This window comes from Blautia sp. HCP3S3_C4, from assembly GCF_052064095.1.
GTDB lineage: Bacteria > Bacillota > Clostridia > Lachnospirales > Lachnospiraceae > Blautia_A.
This window is the reverse complement of record NZ_JBQHWF010000018.1, coordinates 1-17,911: the sequence shown is the minus strand read 5'-3', so window position 1 is coordinate 17,911 and position 17,911 is coordinate 1. Positions and strand designations below refer to the sequence as shown.

18 protein-coding genes are annotated in these 17,911 nt (G+C 44.2%); 16 read left to right on the top strand and 2 right to left on the bottom strand.

Going from position 1 to position 17,911, the window contains the following annotated elements; all coding sequences use genetic code 11:
* Positions 1 to 254: 254 nt before the first annotated feature.
* Both glgD and ACTNC6_RS14080 read right to left on the bottom strand, forming a co-directional pair.
* On the bottom strand, positions 255 to 1,370 hold the full coding sequence (gene glgD / locus ACTNC6_RS14085; protein ID WP_441036585.1) for a glucose-1-phosphate adenylyltransferase subunit GlgD: 1,116 nt from the start codon (positions 1,368 to 1,370) through the stop codon (positions 255 to 257).
* A gap of 1 nt (position 1,371) precedes the next feature.
* Entirely contained in the window at positions 1,372 to 2,511 is a 1,140-nt protein-coding gene (locus ACTNC6_RS14080; protein WP_441044399.1) for a glucose-1-phosphate adenylyltransferase, read from the bottom strand.
* Positions 2,512 to 2,831: 320 nt separating this feature from the next.
* Here ACTNC6_RS14080 and ACTNC6_RS14075 point away from each other — a divergent pair, with 320 nt between their 5' ends.
* The 16 genes from ACTNC6_RS14075 to rplA all read left to right on the top strand — a co-directional run bounded on the left by ACTNC6_RS14075 (position 2,832) and on the right by rplA (position 17,618).
* Complete coding sequence (locus tag ACTNC6_RS14075; protein ID WP_441044398.1) at positions 2,832 to 4,274, top strand: sugar transferase; 1,443 nt, start codon at positions 2,832 to 2,834, stop codon at positions 4,272 to 4,274.
* A complete protein-coding gene (locus ACTNC6_RS14070; RefSeq protein WP_441044397.1) occupies positions 4,267 to 5,010 on the top strand; it encodes a glycosyltransferase family 2 protein in 744 nt (247 codons plus the stop codon). Before ACTNC6_RS14075 ends, ACTNC6_RS14070 begins: the two co-directional genes overlap by 8 nt.
* Positions 5,011 to 5,125: 115 nt before the next feature.
* Positions 5,126 to 6,520 carry an acyltransferase family protein gene (locus ACTNC6_RS14065; protein ID WP_441036581.1) on the top strand — a complete coding sequence of 465 codons (1,395 nt, stop codon included), beginning with the start codon at positions 5,126 to 5,128 and terminating at the stop codon, positions 6,518 to 6,520.
* A 211-nt stretch (positions 6,521 to 6,731) separates the two neighbouring features.
* Entirely contained in the window at positions 6,732 to 8,033 is a 1,302-nt protein-coding gene (locus ACTNC6_RS14060) for an adenylyltransferase/cytidyltransferase family protein (RefSeq protein ID WP_441044396.1), read from the top strand.
* A gap of 3 nt (positions 8,034 to 8,036) precedes the next feature.
* Positions 8,037 to 10,307: a LicD family protein gene (locus ACTNC6_RS14055; RefSeq protein WP_441044394.1), complete on the top strand. Its 2,271-nt coding sequence runs from the start codon at positions 8,037 to 8,039 to the stop codon at positions 10,305 to 10,307.
* A 210-nt stretch (positions 10,308 to 10,517) separates the two neighbouring features.
* Positions 10,518 to 11,522 carry a LicD family protein gene (locus ACTNC6_RS14050; RefSeq protein ID WP_441044393.1) on the top strand — a complete coding sequence of 335 codons (1,005 nt, stop codon included), beginning with the start codon at positions 10,518 to 10,520 and terminating at the stop codon, positions 11,520 to 11,522.
* Between the two features lie 33 nt (positions 11,523 to 11,555).
* The gene (locus ACTNC6_RS14045; RefSeq protein ID WP_441044392.1) at positions 11,556 to 13,340 is read left to right on the top strand and encodes a thiamine pyrophosphate-binding protein; all 1,785 of its coding nucleotides are present in this window, start codon (positions 11,556 to 11,558) and stop codon (positions 13,338 to 13,340) included.
* A gap of 63 nt (positions 13,341 to 13,403) precedes the next feature.
* Complete coding sequence (locus ACTNC6_RS14040; protein ID WP_441044391.1) at positions 13,404 to 14,141, top strand: SDR family NAD(P)-dependent oxidoreductase; 738 nt, start codon at positions 13,404 to 13,406, stop codon at positions 14,139 to 14,141.
* A gap of 40 nt (positions 14,142 to 14,181) precedes the next feature.
* Positions 14,182 to 14,310 (top strand): hypothetical protein, encoded by a 129-nt coding sequence (locus tag ACTNC6_RS14035; RefSeq protein ID WP_441044390.1) that lies wholly within the window; start codon positions 14,182 to 14,184, stop codon positions 14,308 to 14,310.
* A 58-nt stretch (positions 14,311 to 14,368) separates the two neighbouring features.
* Positions 14,369 to 14,929, top strand: coding sequence for a hypothetical protein (locus ACTNC6_RS14030; RefSeq protein ID WP_441044389.1), 561 nt, complete (start codon positions 14,369 to 14,371; stop codon positions 14,927 to 14,929).
* A gap of 133 nt (positions 14,930 to 15,062) precedes the next feature.
* A complete protein-coding gene (locus tag ACTNC6_RS14025; protein WP_441044432.1) occupies positions 15,063 to 15,233 on the top strand; it encodes a GGDEF domain-containing protein in 171 nt (56 codons plus the stop codon).
* A 188-nt stretch (positions 15,234 to 15,421) separates the two neighbouring features.
* On the top strand, positions 15,422 to 15,571 hold the full coding sequence (rpmG, locus tag ACTNC6_RS14020) for a 50S ribosomal protein L33 (protein WP_025578252.1): 150 nt from the start codon (positions 15,422 to 15,424) through the stop codon (positions 15,569 to 15,571).
* A 53-nt stretch (positions 15,572 to 15,624) separates the two neighbouring features.
* Positions 15,625 to 15,834, top strand: coding sequence for a preprotein translocase subunit SecE (gene secE, locus ACTNC6_RS14015; RefSeq protein ID WP_173743147.1), 210 nt, complete (start codon positions 15,625 to 15,627; stop codon positions 15,832 to 15,834).
* Between the two features lie 15 nt (positions 15,835 to 15,849).
* Positions 15,850 to 16,365 (top strand): transcription termination/antitermination protein NusG, encoded by a 516-nt coding sequence (nusG, locus tag ACTNC6_RS14010; RefSeq protein WP_019163248.1) that lies wholly within the window; start codon positions 15,850 to 15,852, stop codon positions 16,363 to 16,365.
* 70 nt (positions 16,366 to 16,435) lie between these two features.
* A complete protein-coding gene (gene rplK / locus ACTNC6_RS14005; protein WP_015540664.1) occupies positions 16,436 to 16,861 on the top strand; it encodes a 50S ribosomal protein L11 in 426 nt (141 codons plus the stop codon).
* 61 nt (positions 16,862 to 16,922) lie between these two features.
* Positions 16,923 to 17,618, top strand: a complete 696-nt coding sequence (gene rplA, locus ACTNC6_RS14000; RefSeq protein WP_173743148.1) for a 50S ribosomal protein L1 — start codon at positions 16,923 to 16,925, stop codon at positions 17,616 to 17,618.
* The last annotated feature ends 293 nt before the right edge of the window (positions 17,619 to 17,911 follow it).

Genomic DNA, 17,911 nt, shown 5'->3' with positions numbered 1-17,911 from the left:
CATTTATACTATCACATAAATCCAAATTGTATCTCTCAAGTATTTGTATGAGCCTCACTCATAAAAACACCTCACAGGATAGTGACATGCAAATATTGATCTAAAATCCAAGCACCTACCCAACCAAGCGATTTAGCAAAGTCAATAATCTTCCCCACACCACAATCCCAGCGCTCCAAATAAAAAAAGCGCGAGGGGTGTCCAGAGGGGACGCCGCTATGCGTCCCCTTTGGCCTCCTCACGCGAAGTTCCTTTTAGAGGGTATCCCCTCTGCGGATATAACCAGGCTGGTCAGCCGGGGAAACAATTTCTTTTTCATGAACAAGTCGAGCCCATTTATCAACTACTTCATTTTCTACGTGAACACCCTCGCCAACTGTAACTTCAGCGAGAACAACACTGTTTTTGACAACAGCGCCTTTTTTGATCACGCAGCCACGTCCGATTACTGAATTTTCAACAGTACCTTCAATCTGGCATCCGTTGGAGATTACTGAATTCTTTACTTCTGCTGTATCGAAATACTGAGTCGGGCAGGAGTCATTGGTACGTGTATAAATTGGCCAGTTATCATGGAAAAGCTCCTGAGCTGCTTTGTAATCCAGAAGATTCATGTTTGCATCATAGTAACTTGGGAAATCTGTGATACTTGCGAAGAAGCCCTTATGTGCAACGCCGCGGATATCCAGAGTACCGCAATTTGCTTTCAGGATATCTGCCAGAGTATACATGGAAGAAAGCTTCTTGGCTTCTTTGATCAGGCTGATGAAAAGCTCTGTTTTCATAACGCAGGTATCCATATAAATATTCTGGTTTTTCTTATTACCATGGTTGGCACCGATGGATTCAACACCCTTCTGACGGTTCAGTTCCAGGATATTACAAGTGAGATATGCTTCCTTTGCATTATCAACTGCGTGATAAAGCATGGTAACATCTGCACCGGATTCGATATGTGTATGTATAAACTGGTCAAAATCAATAGAATAAACCATATAGCTGGGAGCAACAACAACATATGGATGGTTCATTCTGCTCAGAGATTCCATATTATCCATATAGCAGGAAATATCGGTATTATAAATATCATTATTATTATTGTGCTCAGAGAACAGAAGCTGAAGTCTGCCGCTCTTTGAGTTAATGTTATAATGACGGCCTGTTCCAACGTGCTCTACAATGGAACGTGGTTTATTGTTAATATAAACCTGGATGCGGTCAATGTTACTGTTAGTCATATTGGAGATAGGGAAGTCAATGACTCTGTATCTGCCAAGGAAGGAAAATGCGCCGATGGGGCGGAAATCCTGCATTCCATCTACATAAATATTTCTCCCGGAAGAGCTTACGATTCCAAATGCCTTATACATATTATTCTGCCCCCTTTACACGTTTTGCGATAAGCGCAATGTTTTCGCTGCCTGAATCACCCACAACAGCTCCCTTACCGATACGGATACCACCTGCTACCAGTGCGCGCTGAACTACAGCGCCGTCTTCTACAATAGCACCTGGCATCAGTACGCTGTCGATAACCTTTGCACCGACACCAACTTTAACACCTGTAAAGAGAACAGAGTGTTTTACTTCGCCCTGGACCACACAGCCCTGTGTAATATAGGCATCCTTTACATCTGCTTCTGTACTGATGTACTGTGGAAGAGCAGTAACGTCCTCAGTATAAATTTTCCAGGATGGATCACCCAGGTCGAGTTCATTCTTGGAGCTTAACAGATCCATATTAGCTTCCCAGAGAGAATCAATGGTTCCTACATCTTTCCAGTAACCTTTGAATTTATATGCATAAAGTGTCTTTCCATCGTTAAGCATAGTAGGGATGATATCTTTACCAAAATCATGGTTGGAATCTGGATTCTTGATATCTGCCATAAGTATTTTGCGAAGAAGCTTCCATGTAAAAATATAGATACCCATAGATGCAAGATTACTCTTTGGATGCTCCGGCTTTTCCTCGAATTCTACAATACGTCCGGATTCATCTGTGTTCATGATACCAAAACGGCTGGCCTCTTTCATAGGAACCTCAATAACTGCGATGGTTGCGTCAGCATTGGCTTCCTTATGAGCTGCCAGCATTTTGTCATAGTTCATTTTGTAAATATGATCTCCGGAAAGAACCAGAACATATTCAGGATCAAATTTATCGATGAAATCGATATTCTGGGAAATCGCATCTGCGGTTCCACGATATACATTCAGATTTTCGTCAGCCTTCTCACGGGGAGGAAGAACATAGACACCACTGTCTTTGGCATCCAGACCCCAGCGTCCGCCGGCTGCAACATAGCTGTTCAGCTGAATGGATTCATACTGTGTAAGCACACCTACTACATCAATACCACTGTTGGCACAGTTACTTAATGGAAAGTCTACGATACGATATTTACCGCCGTAAGCTACAGCTGGTTTTGCTACTTTATTGGTTAAATCATGGAGACGGCTGCCACGTCCGCCGGCCAGAATCATAGCCAACATACTATTTTGTTTCATAATAGTAACCCTCGCTTTCTTTTACTAAACACATTATACAATTTTTTAATTAACATTACCAGAGGTTTATGAAAAAAATATGTAAAATTTTCGGTAGAAAAAGTGAAAATTCGAAGAAAAATTATGCACTATATACAAATGACCAGGGAAAAGTGAAAAAATCAGGATTTGTAAGTATGCACAAAATTAATAAAAACAGGTGGACGTAATATATATCTTGGGCTATAATGTAGGGCAAAGTGACGGCCACAATCATTAAAATATATGGTTTGTTACCTGAACAGTTATGAAATCCGTACAAAAATGATTAGAGGTATTTTGTGAGTAAGAGAGAAGATTATAAACGTTTTATTATATTTTTGCTGGCCAGCCTGATCGTGCTGGCTCAGATGGCAATTTTTGCTTATGTCTGGTACAACATTTACAGAGGACAGATCAATAAGCCCTTCTGGCGTAAGGGTAACTGGGTATTGATCGCTATTTATGGTTTGCTGTTTGGACTGTTTTCCAAGTTATACGGAGGACTGAAGGTTGGATATCTGAAGCGGATCGATGTATTTTATTCCCTGACTCTGGCACTTCTGTGTACCAATGTGGTGGAATATCTGCAGATTACTTTGATCAACAGATGGTTCCTGGAAGCATGGCCAATGATAGAGATGACAGGGATCCAGCTTATAGTTTCCATTGTATGGATCTGGGGTTCCCGTTATATTTATTCCAGGCTGTACCGTGCCAGGAAGCTGCTGGTTATCTACGGAGATAGGGATCCGGGGGATGACCTGATCCACAAAATGAATTCAAGAAGAGATAAATATGATATCAGCGGCAAGGTACATGCCAGTGTGGGTGAGGAAGAAATCCACCGGATGATGGCGGATTATGATGGAGTGATCATCTGGGATCTTCCTTCAGCAATGAGAAACCGCTATTTGAAATATTGTTTCTCCCATTCCATCCGATGCTATATCAGTCCAAAGATTTCAGATATTATATTGATGGGCAGTGACAGGATCCATCTGTTTGATACTCCTCTTCTTATGTCCAGAAATATGGGGCTTTCTATAGATCAGAGGGCTGCAAAGAGACTGTTGGACATTTTGGTTTCCGGTGTGGGGATCATTCTCACCTCCCCGATCATGCTTATTATTGCCATAGCAGTAAAAGCATACGACAGAGGGCCCGTATTTTATTTTCAGGATCGTCTTACCCTGCATGGAAGGGAATTCAAGATCTGTAAATTCCGCAGTATGTGCGTAGACTCAGAGAAAAACGGTGCCCGGCTGGCATCTAAGCATGATTCCCGCATTACACCAGTGGGAAATGTACTGCGAAATCTTCACCTGGATGAACTGCCCCAGCTTTTCAATGTATTTAAAGGTGATATGTCCCTGGTTGGTCCTCGCCCTGAGCGTAAGACCATTATGGAGGAGTATGAGAAAGAGCTTCCGGAGTTTTATTACCGTCTGAAGGTAAAGGCAGGACTTACCGGATATGCCCAGGTTTACGGTAAATATAATACGACGCCATATGATAAACTGAAGCTGGATCTGTTTTATATTGAGAATTATTCTTTTCTGCTGGATATTAAGCTGATTTTCATGACAGTGAAAATCTTTTTCCAGAAAGAGGTTTCCGAGGGCGTGGATGACAGACAGATCAATGCCCTGAAAACATCCGGAGCAGAGAAAATCTCAGATACAGCAGAGGTTCCGGAACTGATGAAGGAGCCGGACAGCAGAGGGGAGAAAAAATATGAATAAACCACAGGTATCTGTGATCATGCCGGTTTATAACGGAGAAAAATATATTAAACAGGCTGTGGAATCAGTCTTTGCCCAGAAGGTTGCTACAGAGCTTCTGGTCATAGATGACGGTTCCACAGATCATACAGAGAAAGTCCTGTCTGCCTATGAGGGCAGAGAGGACTTTCGGTATCTAAAGAATAAAGAAAATATGGGAGCGGCCAGGTCCAGGAATCGTGGAGTGCAGGAAGCCAGAGGGGAATACATTGCTTTTCTGGATGCTGATGACTGGTGGGAAAAGGGAAAGCTGACAGCCCAGCTGGAGCTTCTGGAGAAAACAGGGTATGTATTATGCTCCACAGGCAGGGAACTGATGGAGGCGGACGGTACAGACACCGGCCGGTATATACCTGTAAAAGAAAAAATCCTGTACAGAGATCTGCTGAAGCACAACAGTATCAATTGTTCTTCTGTGGTGATCCGAAGGGAGGCTGCCCTGGAATTTCCTATGGAGCATGATGACAGCCATGAGGATTATATTACCTGGCTGAAGGTCCTGCGAAAATATGGCTGTGCAGGAGGAATCAACCGGCCCTACCTGAAATACCGTCTCAGTGAAGGGGGAAAATCCAGAAACAAGCTGAAATCAGCAGCTATGACATACAGGGTTTACCGCTATGCCGGTTATGGACATGTGAAAAGCTGCCTGTTTTTTGTTTCCTATGCAGTTCACGGAATCCGGAAATATTTTTAACCGGTGTTATATCATATATAACACTTTCCTTAAATTTCTATTCCAAAATTTATAAAATTATGTTATGATGTGCACAGAATAAAAAGTCAGAAAAAAGAAGGAAAGTTTATAAATTATGAAACTGAAAGCAGACAGGGCGGCTGTGCCGTATTCCTACCTGATAGATAATGTAAAGGTATTACTTATTTTTCTGGTAGTATTCAATCACATTATTGCATTTAATCTTGTAAAAGTAGACATTGTGGTAAGGTATATCTGGTATGCAATTACGATTTTTCACATGCCTGCATTTATTTTTATATCCGGCTATCTGTCCAAGAAGCCGCAGAATGTTATGAAAAATGTCAAGAATCTGCTGATTCCCTATATTCTGGGCTACAGTCTGACCTGGTATTCACAGATCTGGCTGGGAAGGTCTGTAGATTATGAGATCCTCAGGCCTACCGGTACAGTTATGTGGTATGTGCTTGCACTTTTTGTATACAGACTGACAGTGGAGGGATTTGGACAGATTCGGTTTATCGTACCCTTGAGTATTATTTTTGCTCTCTGGGCAGGTACCAGGCCGGAGTTTTCCACCTTTTTATCCGCATCCAGGATTGTGGTATTTTTCCCGTTCTTTGTAGCCGGATATCTGTGGAAAAGTGAATATATTACAGCAGTGCGCCGCTTCAGACAAAAATGGCTGTTGATTCCTATTTCGGCAGTTCTTTTGTGGGCAATACCCAATTATATGATCACAAATGAAATGGGAGTTGCTATTTTCCGTGCCAATCACAGCTATAAGCTTTGCGGGCTGGAGGATCCGGAAGGGATTGTGATCCGTCTGCTGATGTATCTGGTATCTTTTATTATTATTTATACAATGCTGGCTATCATGCCGGACAGGAAGCTGATCCTGACCTATATCGGGCGTCATACAATGGGAATTTATTTCTTCCATTATCCTATCATGATCCTGATGAACGGATTGTTTATTTTGCAGATTCCTGCACTGACCAATGTGTGGACTCTGCTGGGGGTCTCTCTGGTATTTCTGCTGGTTCTGGGAAGTCTTCCGGTGGATCTGGCTTATACAGGCATTCTGAACCTGATTGCCTTTATCCTGTTTAAGAAGGATAAAACAGTTAAGGATGAAGGTCTGGAAGAGGAGTATGACAGTGATGATGATAAATATGAAATGCTCCGCAGGAAAAGGGCTATTGAGGAATTAGCTGCAACTCTGGAGACGGGTAATGAGCAGCAGAAGTCACATACACAGACCATTGACCTGGATGAGGAGAGCGGAAGCACAGATGCAGACAGACAGGAGGGCTTCAGTCAGGTGGCTGGCTATGAGCTGGATATTGAAGAGGATAACATGGACGACATGCCGGCTGAGGAACTTGAAGAAGCTGAAAGAGAAATGTCTCTGGAGGAGCTGATCGAGGAGCTGGAAGCTACCACAAGGAAAATTAAAAGTAGTGATCTCCTGGAAAGTACAGGAAATGATCTGGATAAACATTTATAAAATGCAGAAAATAAGCTCTGAAGGCGGTAGGGATTTCCGTTTTTGGGGCTTTTATATTTTTCATAAAAATAAATTGTGTCTGTAACATACGAATGACATATTGCTTCATCTATGCTATAATCAGAAAAGATGTTAGATTTAAATTAGTATGGTTTGCCTCCGGATGAACAGTGCCGGAAGAGGCATAACAGGGAGAGTGCGGGGTTATATCATGAAAAAAGTAATCACATATGGTACTTTTGATCTGTTTCACAAGGGCCATTACAATATTATCAAAAGAGCGAAGGCTTTGGGGGATTACCTGATCGTAGGTGTTACCAGCGAGAGCTTTGATATTGAGCGAGGGAAGCTGAATGTGAGGGACAGCCTGATCAAGAGAATCGAAAATGTACGCAGGACCGGACTGGCTGATGAGATTATTATTGAAGAATATCAGGGTCAGAAGGTCAGCGACATCATTAAATATGATATTGATGTTCTGGTAGTTGGTTCTGACTGGAGAGGAAAATTCGATTATCTGAAAAATTACTGCGATGTGGTATACCTGGAGCGTACCAAGAATATTTCCAGTACCAAGCTGAGAAGTGAGGGGATCATCTTTAACATGGGAATTGTCACCGATGATATTCAGGACAATGGCTTTGTACAGGAGTCCAAATATGTCAGTGGTGTCCATGTAGAGAGAGTATTCTCAGAGACAGAGGAGGTTGCCAGGGATTTTTGTGATAAGTATGAACTGGACTCCTGGTGGAATGATTATGAGGAGTTCCTGTCAGATGTGGATATTGTGTATATCAAATGCAGGCAGGCAGACAGGGAAGAATATATCCGGAAAGCCATTGAGAAAGGAAAATATGTGATCAGTGACAGTCCGGCTGTTCTTTCACCGGATAAGCTGCGCACCCTTTTCCAGATAGCAAAAGATAACAATGTGGTACTGATCGAACGGCTGACCTTAGTATATCTCAGGGCATTCAATCAGCTGGTATGGCTGGTACACAGTAATCTGGTGGGTGATCTGGTCAGTGTGAAATGTGCCATTTCCCAGGATGATTTTGAGGGAGGAAAGCCTTTTAATGAGACTGTGATCCATGCCATCTGTGCAGTGGTCAAGCTGTTAGGAAAGAATTGCCTGGAGGTCAATACCAATGCAGTGACTGACAGGAATGGAGATTTTGTTTACGATATGATCACTATGAAATATAAAACAGCTCTGGCCACCATTGAGATCGGAACCACTGTGGATGTGGAGGATGAACTGGTGATCATTGGAAGTAACGGAAGAGTTACCGTACCCAATGACTGGTGGAATACGGGATATTTTGAAGCAAATATTGCAGGAAAGGAATTCCTGAAACGGTATAGCTTTAATTTTGAGGGGAATGGTTTCCGCTATCTCCTTCAGGAGCTGATGATCATGATCAGAGACAAGAGAACAGAATGCACCAGACTTTTTTATGATGAGTCAGTGAAATTGATTGAAATACTGGAGACGATCAATCAGAAAGGATAATTCATGACAGAAAAACAAAAATATCTCCTGAAGCTTCTTCGGGAGGTTGATGAAATCTGCAGAGAACATGATCTGAGGTATGTTCTGGCAGGAGGCTCCCTGATTGGAGCCCTGCGCCATGAGGGATTTGTGCCCTGGGACGATGCCATAGATTTGTATATGCCCAGACCGGACTGGGAGAAGTTTGTAGAGATCTGCAAAAGAGATCTGCCGCCGGAGAGAGCCATCCAGTGCTCGCAGGCAGACAGACATTATACCAATTCCTATTCCAGATATGCATCGGCAGATACCTGTGCGATCCACAGAAGTCAGATTGCAGGCAAAGATGTGGCGGGAGAGGTGATCGATGTATTTACCTTGGATCCCATCCCTTCTGACGACAGAGAATATGAGAAATACCGGACATATTTTATGATCTATTCAGATCTTTTGAATATTTCGGCAAGCTATAGTGACAGATGGGAGATTCCTGTTTCCTTGTACCGGAAATATCTGTATTCCTATCTTTTTCTGGGCAAAGACAGAACACTGAGCAAGCTGGAGAAGCTTATGTTTTCATATAAAGAGGAGGATTGCGACCGTTATGCCATGGGCTGGGCAGGCTGTCCCTCTCTCTTTGACAAGGAGACCTTTTTCCCGGCAAAAGAGGGAACCTTCCAGGGACTGAAAGTAATGATCCCCAACCACTGCAGTGAATATCTGACTCAGTATTATGGAGATGAGTGGTCTTATATGCCGGCATATGCGGAACGTGAGGGACATCGGACTGTGTGCGTGGAAGGGGCTACCTATAAGGAATTCCGGGAGGATTACATGTCTGGTGTGAACAGGGGCAGACTGAACAGAAATGCCATCAGACAGAAGCTGTACAATATGCGTATTGCCAGAGAGAATCACAGGGTCAGCCACAAAGGTCTGGAATACAAGGCTGGCTGTGTGGCAGCAGATCTCAGGGAAGCCATCCGGGAATCTGGACTGAATCTGCAGGAATTGATGGAAAAGGGTGCCTATCGGAAACTGGGAAATCTTTTTGTTGCATATTATAAGGCACAGCTTAGCCCTGATTTTATTGGCAGGGAGGATTTTGACCATATTTATGCATATTATCATCCGGTGTTGGTGGATATTCCGGATGAGGTGTTCCTGGCAGCAGTAAAAACCCTCTTTTATACAGAACGGATTTCCAAAGCCTTTCGTATGCTGGAAATCAGGGAAAAGGCAGACCATCTCACAGGAGAGATGGAGAGTCTGAAAACAGATATCCTCCTGTTTCGCAAAGGTCTGGAGCATTATGAAGCAGGGCATATGGATGAATGCAGGAAGCTTTGTGAGGAGCTTCTGGAAAAATATCCCGGTCATCCCGGTCTGATGAAGCTTAAATGCAGGCTTCTGATGGAAAAGACAGGGGAGAACCTGCAGGAGGCAGAGCAGTTTCTGGAGAAAGCCTTGCGGTTTTTTCCGGAGGATGGATATTTTATGAAGTATCTGGCAGACATCCTGTGGATGAAGGGAAACGGGCAGAAGGCTTTACAGCTTTATGCCAGAGTGAAGGAGAATACTGCCAACGGATTTGTGTGGCTGGAAATGGACAAATTGTTCCGGCCTTATAAAGGGCAGATACTCAGGAACTGTGAGGAAATGATTGGCAGAAGACAGCGGACAGAAGCTCTGCAGACCATGGAAATGTGGCAGAAGATCATGCCTGAGGACGAAGATATCCGTGCCGGCTGGTATCTGGCAAAGATTTCCTGTGTCCGTACCCAGAGCCAGATTGAGAAGCTGATCAGGGAAATCCTGGAAAAAACAGAGGTGCCTATGGGTACCGGTGATAAAAAAGAGCAGAATCCAGGGTACAGGAAAGCATTGGCGAAAGCCTGGAAACGTCTGGGGTATCCAGGAGAGCTTGCTGCACTCAGGGCAGATCTGGCATGCATCAGCGAGGAAAGTGAGCTGGAATGGCTGGCTGAGAAGGTGCGGAGCCGCCAGATCCATAAGGAGGAAAAGCCTTATGTGTATAAGCTGGTGGGAGATATCCGCAGCAAACAGGGACAGACCAGAGAAGCTTTTGAAAATTATAGGAAAGCATTGGAATATACAGTTCCGCCTTATCTGAAAACAGAGCTGTACCGGATCATTATCAGTGATCTGGACAATGGAAGCCGCCAGATCCGTAACTTTGGAAAGAATGCAGACATGCTGCCTGCAATGAACAGCTGGCTGGGTAAATATGGAACTCTGGAAGAGATACAGGCACTGGCAGCCCGTCTGGTATAGATAACAGGGGCTGGTGAAGACATTATGAATCCATAAAAGAAAGGCTGTAGAAAGTTGAACAAAAAGCAAAAAGTGATTTTTTCGCTGTTGAAAGAGGTAGATGAGATCTGCCGGAAGCATAATATAAAATACTATCTTTCCCCTCGCCTTACCTGGTGCGCTGTGCAGGGAGGCAATTTTCCTCAGAATCCTCAGTCAGGAGCTGTGCTTATGCGGGTTCCGGATATGGAGCGGTTTTGTCAGGCAGTGGAGGAGGATCCGGGAGAACACAGGGCGCTGGAATCTATGAAAACCCACAAATATTTTCCGGGCTTTTATCTGAGATATGAGAACACCGATACAGTATGTATTGATCTGGACAGAACCAGAGATTATGCTTATCCGGGACTGGGGATCAATATTCTGCCCCTGCGGATCCCGGCAGCATCTGAACACAGGGAGAACCGTCTGATAAAAAAAGAAGCAGAGTGGCGCCAGATCCATGCACCGGGCAATGCAGTCAGGGATACAGAATTTACCTGGAGCAAGGCCTGGATGAAATTTCTGTGTGCAATTGAGGGCAGAAATCAGGTGGCAGCAGGAATCTACAATAGTTTATGCAAGAAACAGCAGGAGAATCCCACAGAGGTATATACCCTGATGAATGGCAGGAAAAGTCACAGTTATCCCGTTGCTGTTTTTGAAAACACCTGTCAGGTTGTGCTGGAGGGGGAATCCTTTCCTGCTCCCGGGGATGTGGAGACCTATCTGAATATAAGCTATGGAAAAGGCTGGCGAAATATGACAGAACCTCGTTATATGGTTCCTGCCCGTCTGGTGGTCAGCGCCAGAGTCAGCTATATGCAGTTCTGGAAGGACAGTAAGGATTTTGAGAAATACTGCAGGGAACGGCAGAAAAATCTCTCCAGACTGGGTAAAAGCAAAGGTATGAAAGCATATTTTAATCAGTGCTGGGATTATGTGGAATTTTGTGGAGAAAGGATGAACCTGGGGCTTTCTTATGTGAAGCGAAAGGATTACATCAGAAATCTGTACAAGAACGAGGATTATATGACTCTGGAGAAGGTATTCCGTCCATATTATCAGATGATGCAGAAAAGCCTGGAGAAGGGTGAAATCTGTGCAGAGGATATAGAGATACTGGATATTTATACGGATGTACTGGAGAAAACAGGCAGGAATGTGCAGAGAGAAGAGATCGGAATGATTATATAAAGCAGAAAATTGAAGCAGATAACGGAGGAAACTATGAAGCTTTCAGATTATGTTGTTGCATTTTTACAGAAAAAAGGAATCCGTCATTTTTTCGGTTATCAGGGAACGATGATCGCCCATCTGGTGGATTCTATAGAGAGAAATCCGGATACAGAGAACCATTCCAGCTACAATGAGCAGGGAGCTGCTTTTGCAGCCTGTGGTTATGCCCAGGCAAAGGAGGAATGTGCCTGTGCTTACGCTACCAGCGGCCCGGGTGCTGTAAATCTCCTCAGTGGTGTGGCAGATGCTTATTATGATTCTCTTCCTGTGATTTTCCTTACAGGACAGCTGAATACCTATGAATATTCCGGAATCAAGGGCCTGCGCCAGCAGGGATTCCAGGAGACAGATATTGTAGCTATGGCAAAGCCTATTACAAAGTATGCAGTACAGATCCGCGATGCGGAGGATATTGTGACAGAGCTGAACAAGGCCTATCATATTGCGACTACGGGACGGAGAGGCCCGGTGCTTATTGATCTGCCTATGAATATCCAGCGTGGAGAAGTGGAGAATCCTGTTTATGACATGGAGTTTGAGGAGGATGTCTGTGGTGTTGAGATGGAAGAGGCAGTGGAAACTGCATCTGCACACATTCTGCATGGTACAGATGAGGCAGTCCGTGCAATCTGTGATGAGCTGGAACAGGCCAAACGGCCGGTGATCATGCTGGGACATGGGGTAGACAGTGCTGTCAGTCAGCAAAAGCTGATCCGTTTTGCAAGAAGCCGTCAGATTCCGATTATTACCAGTGTACTTGCCAAGTCGGTTCTGGCTTATGATGATCCACAGAATTTTGGCTGTATCGGAGGGGCCTATGGGCACAGATATGCAAACATGATCGCCAATGCCAAAAGTGATCTGCTTCTGTGTTTCGGCATTTCACTGTGTACCAGACAGATCGGTACCAAAGTGAATGAATTTGCAAAAGGCGCGAAGATCATCCGTGTAGACCTTGATCCCTACAATCTTCAGAGGAATATTCACGAAAATGGAGAAAATGAGATCAAGATCCTGGCGGAAACAGGTACCCTGATCCAGGCATTGGATAAAGTGCCTTGCAGAGAGCAGGAGGGTATCAGTGACTGGATGGTGGTATGCAGTGAAATCAGGGAGAATCTTCAGGCAGTGGATGATGCCCTTCCTGAGAGATATCCTAACCGTATGATCGGGGAGCTCAGTGATATGCTTAAGGATACAGGTGCCATCGCAGTGGATGTAGGACAGCATATGGTGTGGAGTTATCAGTCCTTCAAAAACCGCGAAGGCCAGAAATTACTTTTTTCCGGCGGACATGGAGCCATGGGCTATGCTCTTCCTGCAGCCATCGGAGCTTACTATGCCACCGGGAAACCAACTGCCTGCATCTGTGGGGACGGAGCTTTTCAGATGAATATCCAGGAGCTGGAATGGGTAAAACGTGAAAATCTGCCGGTGAAAATTATGGTGATGAACAATGAGGCACTTGGTATGATACGCCATCTCCAGAGAGATTACTTTGACTGTCTTTTTGCAGGAACTACAGATGGATGCGGATTTGCATCCTGCGATTTTTCAAAGGTGGCAGCAGCATATGGAATCTCTTCCTGCCGTATGCACTGTGAGGATGTAAAAGAGGAGGCTCCGCAGTTTATGGAGGGACCGGGACCAAAGCTTCTGGAAGTTATGCTGGAGCATGGAACCTTCGCTTATCCAAAAACCTGTCTGGGTGAGCCCATCCATAACCAGCAGCCATATGCGCCGAAAAGTGTGTATGACCATCTGATGGCACTATAAGCTGAATATAAGGGCGAGGGCGTTCATCACATTGATAGAGGGAGAATAGAGGATAGATACGTTATGAATAGAGTAACTGTAATTACAGGAGGTACCTCCGGAATTGGACGAGGGATTGTGGAGAAGGTACTGGCAAATGCAGACAGGGATGACCTGATCTTTGCCACATATGCTCATAATGCCGGGAAGGCTAATGCATTTTGGGAGAGTCTGAGCCCGGAGGAACAGGAAAAACTGATCATTTTGAAGGCTGATATGTCTTCCTATGAGGATATGATGGCTTTTGTGCAGGAAGTGAAGAGCCGCGCAGGACATGTAGACTGGCTCATCAGCAATGCGGGAATCAGCACCTATGATAAATTTCAGGACTATACCTTTGAAGAATGGAACCATATTGTAAATACCAATCTGTCTATACCGGTATTTATGATTAAGGAATTTATGCCGGTGATGACAGAGGGCGGCAGTGTCCTTTTTATGGGTTCTTACGCAGGACGGCAGGCATATTCTTCATCTGTAGTATATGGAGTGACCAAGGCAGCCATTCATTTCCTTACCAAGTCGCTGGTAAAGGAATTTGAGCCAAAAGGAATCAGGGTCAATGCCATAGCACCGGGATTTATTCAGACTCCATGGCATGAGAACCGTACCCAGGAGAGCTACGACCGCATTAACCGTAAGATCGCCCTCCATCGTTTCGGTGAGATTAAGGACGTGGCAGATATGGCTTACAGTATCCTGACTAATCATTATATGAATGGAAGTATTGTGGACATCCATGGAGGCTATGATTATTTTTAAAGGATACTTATCTCACAGGGTGTAACGGAAAGGAAACATTGTGAAAAAGCCATATAACAAGAAAAAAAGAGCAAGGGTGCTGTTGATGGCTATTTTACTGGCAATAGCAGTCTGCGCCGGTGCTCTGGCCTGCTTTAATGCAACGTTGAAACGGGGGGGAGAAGAATAAGACCAGAGAGTCCGTAGCTGAATGGACACAGCAGAATGCCCGGCTGCTTCAATATAAAATGGACAGATATTATGATACCTTGGAGAATGTAGCCAGGTCTGTACAGAATCTGCCCATGAACAGTCAGGAAACCCAGAAAAAGATTGGACGGAATTTCCCAACGGAAGATACACATTTTATTTGTATCCGTGCATTGGATCTGGAGGGGAAAAATCCTGAATTTACCGGCAGCTGGAAAGACCAGCAGTATTTTAAGGACAGCCTGAATATTTTTACAGATTCTGAAGAGGCTATGGAGCGCAGAGATCTCTATGTGACAGATAAGGACGGTACCTATATTGTAAAGCAGGATTATGAAGGAGTTTCCGGTGATAACCTGTACACAGATCTTTCCGGCAGAGAGCTCAGTGTGAAACTGGAAAATATCAGATTCAGGGTTAGTCAGAACATGAAGGTGTGTTTCAGTGCAGCGAAAACAGAGGATGATGTGGCAAGGGAATATGCCATTGTCCAGGCGAATGGCCAGAAGCTGAATGTGGTTACTGTCATGAAGGAGAAAACAGTTCTGGAGACCAGTACCTATTATCAGAAATATCTGTACCTTCTGATTTTCAGCTGATCATGGCGGTTCTGGTGGTTGTTTGGATATATCTGAGGATGATCCGTGATGACAGGATCTACATCAAGAATCTGAACAAGCGTCTGGAGCTCAGTGAGGAGACTTACAGAGTCACAGCAAGGAATAATGACGTCTGCATCTGACCTACAGTGATGGCAGCCAGTCTGTATCCATTACTGCATCTATGGGAATCATTCTGGCGGGCAGAAGTGAGACTTCTTTTCAGGAATTGTATGCCAGAGCAGATAAGGAGCTTTATGAGGTAAAAAGAACCGGAAAAGGAACCTGGCATATTAAGGAATAATCAGGGATTAATTTATGAAAAAGGCTTGACTTCTATGCCCGTTATGTGATAAACTTGACGAGCGACATGGAAGTTAGGTCTTTTTTTTATGCCCGAAAGTGATGACGGATACATCATGAAACCGCGTCCTCAGCGGCTCAGGGAATAGAGAAATGACCATGCAAATGAAAACACTGGAGGTGGAAGTTGTGCGCGTTAAGATTACATTAGCATGTACCGAGTGCAAGCAGCGTAACTACAATATGACTAAGGAGAAAAAGAACCATCCTGAGAGAATGGAAACTCAGAAATATTGTAAGTTCTGCCGTAAACACACTCTGCATAAGGAAACAAAGTAATCCACAGGTAACTGGATGACACAGTTACTCACAGAGAATTGTGAGGTCAGACTATGCAAGGAAATGAAAAATCTGCTGACAAAAGTCAGAAGAAGAGTTGGTTTCAGGGACTTCAATCAGAATTCAAAAAGATTGTCTGGACAGACCGCAATGAACTGATCAAGCAGACTATTGTAGTAGTTTGTGTTTCAATTGTGCTTTGCGTACTGATCAGCGTAATGGATTCGTTTATTCTCGAAGGCATTAATCTTTTAATGAAATAAGGATAAGGTGATTGTATGTCAGAAGCGAAATGGTATGTTGTTCATACCTATTCCGGGTATGAGAACAAAGTTAAAGTCGATATTGAAAAAACCATCGAAAACAGACACCTGGAGGATCAGATCCTTGAAGTTCGTGTTCCGCTGGAAGAGGTATCAGAGCTGAAAAACGGCGTCATGAAACAGGTGCAGAGAAAGATGTTTCCAGGCTATGTGCTTCTCAATATGGTGATGAATGACGATACATGGTATGTTGTCCGCAACACCAGAGGTGTGACGGGCTTCGTTGGACCGGGATCCAAGCCGGTACCGTTAACAGAGGAGGAAATGCTTCCTCTTGGAATTCAGAAGGACAATGTTCAGGTGGATTTCGCTGAAGGCGATACAGTTGTTGTCACCGGCGGTGCCTGGAAGGATACTGTTGGTGTTATCACTGGCATGAATATGCAGAAGCAGACAGCAACAATCAATGTTGAACTTTTTGGCCGCGAAACGCCGGTAGAAATTAGTTTCGCAGAAATCAAACAGATGTAACAAGTTAAAGGTAACACAATATCGTGGGAGGGACATAACCCCCGCCAATACCACATAGGAGGTGCCGAAAATGGCAAAGAAAGTAACAGGATATATCAAATTACAGATTCCGGCTGGTAAAGCAACTCCAGCACCACCTGTAGGTCCGGCTCTTGGACAGCACGGTGTTAATATCGTTCAGTTTACAAAAGAGTTCAATGCAAGAACAGCAGATCAGGGAGATTTAATCATTCCTGTAGTTATCACTGTTTATGCAGACAGAAGTTTCAGCTTCATAACCAAAACTCCGCCGGCTGCAGTTCTTCTTAAGAAAGCTGCAAACATCAAATCCGGTTCCGGCGTACCGAACAAGACAAAAGTTGCTAAGGTTACCAAGGCTCAGGTTCAGGAAATCGCTGAACTTAAGATGAAAGACTTAAATGCAGCATCCCTCGAAGCAGCTATGAGCATGATCGCTGGTACTGCAAGAAGTATGGGAATCGAAGTAGTTGATTAATTTTAATATTAAATAGTAAGTGGGAGGGCGTTCCCCGCAAATACCACAGGAGGTTATAGAAATGAAACGAGGAAAGAAATACGTGGAAGCTGCGAAAGCAGTAGACCGCGCTACATTATATGATACCGCAGAAGCTATCAGCTTAGTTAAGAAGGCTGCAGTTGCTAAATTTGACGAGACTATCGAAGTTCATATCCGTACAGGCTGTGATGGACGTCATGCAGACCAGCAGATCCGTGGTGCAGTTGTTCTGCCACATGGTACTGGTAAGAAGGTTCGTGTTTTAGTATTCGCTAAGGATGCTAAAGCTGAAGAAGCTAAGGCAGCAGGCGCTGAGTTCGTTGGAGCTGAGGAACTGATTCCGAAGATCCAGAACGAGGGATGGTTAGACTTTGACGTTGTTGTTGCAACTCCTGATATGATGGGTGTTGTTGGTCGTCTTGGTCGTGTACTTGGACCGAAAGGTTTAATGCCTAACCCTAAAGCTGGTACAGTAACTATGGATGTTACTAAAGCAGTTCACGATATCAAAGCTGGTAAGATTGAGTACCGTCTTGATAAAACCAACATTATTCATGTTCCGGTTGGTAAAGCATCCTTTACAGAAGAACAGTTAAGCGACAACTTCCAGACGCTGATCGATGCTATCGTTAAGGCTAGACCTAGCACACTGAAGGGCCAGTATTTAAAGAGCGTTGTTATTGCTCCTACTATGGGACCTGGTGTGAAGATCAATCCTATGAAGTTAGCACAATAAATGTATTTTGGGAAATCCCCTCGGAGTTTAAGACTCTGGGGGGATTTTTTTGGTGAAGGGGACGCGCGGGGAAATGTTTGTGTCCGGACACAAACATTTCTCCGCGCTGCGCGTCACAAAGGGCATGAGGGGGGAGGGCTCGGCACAGCTTTGGCTGCGCCATCGTGAGTTTGTTGGGGCGGGGATGGGGGATGAGGGTGATGGGGGAGACTGTCCGAAAACTCGGATAATCTAATCTGATGAGAAAAAGATTGATATGCTCTTGTGAGCGTTCAATATAAATTAAAATTGCA

Coding starts and splice junctions, on each gene's coding strand:
- glgD (WP_441036585.1), bottom strand. CDS start 1,370: ATGTATAAGGCATTTGGAATCGTAAGCTCTTCCGGGAGAAATATTTAT.
- ACTNC6_RS14080 (WP_441044399.1), bottom strand. CDS start 2,511: ATGAAACAAAATAGTATGTTGGCTATGATTCTGGCCGGCGGACGTGGC.
- ACTNC6_RS14070 (WP_441044397.1), top strand. CDS start 4,267: ATGAATAAACCACAGGTATCTGTGATCATGCCGGTTTATAACGGAGAA.
- ACTNC6_RS14065 (WP_441036581.1), top strand. CDS start 5,126: ATGAAACTGAAAGCAGACAGGGCGGCTGTGCCGTATTCCTACCTGATA.
- ACTNC6_RS14060 (WP_441044396.1), top strand. CDS start 6,732: ATGAAAAAAGTAATCACATATGGTACTTTTGATCTGTTTCACAAGGGC.
- ACTNC6_RS14055 (WP_441044394.1), top strand. CDS start 8,037: ATGACAGAAAAACAAAAATATCTCCTGAAGCTTCTTCGGGAGGTTGAT.
- ACTNC6_RS14050 (WP_441044393.1), top strand. CDS start 10,518: ATGCGGGTTCCGGATATGGAGCGGTTTTGTCAGGCAGTGGAGGAGGAT.
- ACTNC6_RS14045 (WP_441044392.1), top strand. CDS start 11,556: ATGAAGCTTTCAGATTATGTTGTTGCATTTTTACAGAAAAAAGGAATC.
- ACTNC6_RS14040 (WP_441044391.1), top strand. CDS start 13,404: ATGAATAGAGTAACTGTAATTACAGGAGGTACCTCCGGAATTGGACGA.
- ACTNC6_RS14030 (WP_441044389.1), top strand. CDS start 14,369: ATGGACAGATATTATGATACCTTGGAGAATGTAGCCAGGTCTGTACAG.
- secE (WP_173743147.1), top strand. CDS start 15,625: ATGCAAGGAAATGAAAAATCTGCTGACAAAAGTCAGAAGAAGAGTTGG.
- nusG (WP_019163248.1), top strand. CDS start 15,850: ATGTCAGAAGCGAAATGGTATGTTGTTCATACCTATTCCGGGTATGAG.
- rplK (WP_015540664.1), top strand. CDS start 16,436: ATGGCAAAGAAAGTAACAGGATATATCAAATTACAGATTCCGGCTGGT.
- rplA (WP_173743148.1), top strand. CDS start 16,923: ATGAAACGAGGAAAGAAATACGTGGAAGCTGCGAAAGCAGTAGACCGC.